This is a genomic window from Vibrio fujianensis (assembly GCF_002749895.1).
Taxonomy (GTDB): Bacteria; Pseudomonadota; Gammaproteobacteria; order Enterobacterales; family Vibrionaceae; genus Vibrio; species Vibrio fujianensis.
On record NZ_NBUS01000041.1, the window covers coordinates 251399 to 252677 of the forward strand.

At 42.1% G+C, this 1279-nt stretch carries 2 protein-coding genes; one reads left to right on the plus strand and one right to left on the minus strand.

The annotated features are described in order from the left end of the window. Window positions 1–769: thiamine pyrophosphate-binding protein (locus tag B7C60_RS18505; RefSeq protein WP_245868973.1), on the minus strand; the 769-nt coding region annotated here is incomplete at its 3' end. A 361-nt stretch (window positions 770–1130) separates the two neighbouring features. On the opposite strand from B7C60_RS18505, the gene B7C60_RS18510 reads away from it, so the two are divergent. Next, window positions 1131–1279: 5-deoxy-glucuronate isomerase (locus B7C60_RS18510; protein ID WP_245869055.1), on the plus strand; the 149-nt coding region annotated here is incomplete at its 3' end.

A 1279-nucleotide genomic window follows, 5' to 3' on the forward strand; every position in this document is an offset into this window, starting at 1 on the left:
GAAAAGTTTCAGCAAACTGACGAAATACGTCATGAGCTTCAGAGTAGCGAACGCCACCACCGCAGATCAATAGTGGTTTTTTCTTCTTCATGATCAGTTGAACAGCGTCATTGATCATTGAGTCTGTCGCTGGTCGACGCTCAATACGGTGCACCCGTTTTTGAAAGAAATAATCAGGAAAGTCATATACCTCTCCTTGTACATCTTGAGGAAGGCAGATGGTAACCGCACCAGTATCAGCCGGATCGGTTAACACGCGCATGGTATGAATCATTGCAGACATCAACTGTTCTGGCCGATTGATACGATCCCAATAGCGAGAAACGGGTTTAAAACAGTCGTTAGTACTGATGGAAGCATCGTAATACTGCTCTACTTGTTGCAGGACAGGATCCGGCTGTCGACAAGCAAATACATCCCCCGGAAGGAAGAGAACGGGAATTCGGTTTGCGGTTGCCGTTGCTGCCGCCGTAATCATATTTGCAGCACCAGGGCCTACCGATGAGGTCACCGCATATATTTTTTTGCGTTTATGTTGTTTAGCAAACCCCATAGCAATGTGTGCCATGCCTTGCTCATTACAACCTTGATGTACGATCAGATCACCTGAGTCTTGTTCCAGCGCCTGCCCAAGCCCAACCACATTACCATGCCCAAAAATGCTCAGCACACCATGAATAAATTTGTGCTGCTGACCATCAAATTCAACATATTGTTGATTCATAAATTTGACCAGCGCCTGCGCTGTTGTCATTTTTAGCGTCTTCATAACCCGAATATCTCCAAAATTTGCTCAGAGAAGCGTTGATGCGATTTCATCTCTGCTCTCGTGGTTGACCACAATTCTATTATTCTCTAAACTCACTATATGAAATATAAATTTCATTTCAATTATTTTTTGAAATAAAGTTAGCTTTTGTGATCTGGGTATAGTTGTCATCAATAACCCTTTGCTGACTGCTATAAACCGCTTTTTCCAGATAAGTTCACCTTGAATTTGAAATATTTATTTCATAATATTGGTTATTGAAAAACCAAACCCATTTCACTCCAAGTTGGTCTAAATCAACTAAAAAGCATCACGTAAATCAATGGGAGAAATGGGCTCGCTAACCGATGAGGAACATCGCATGTCTACATTGTTATCAAAATATAGGGCACCGGATAGCACCGGGTGCATTCAAAAAATCACACCTAAAAACGCAGGTTGGGATTATGTTGGATTTGAAGTGTATGAATTAAAAGCGGGACAAAACCTCTCTCTGCCAGCTTCCACTAA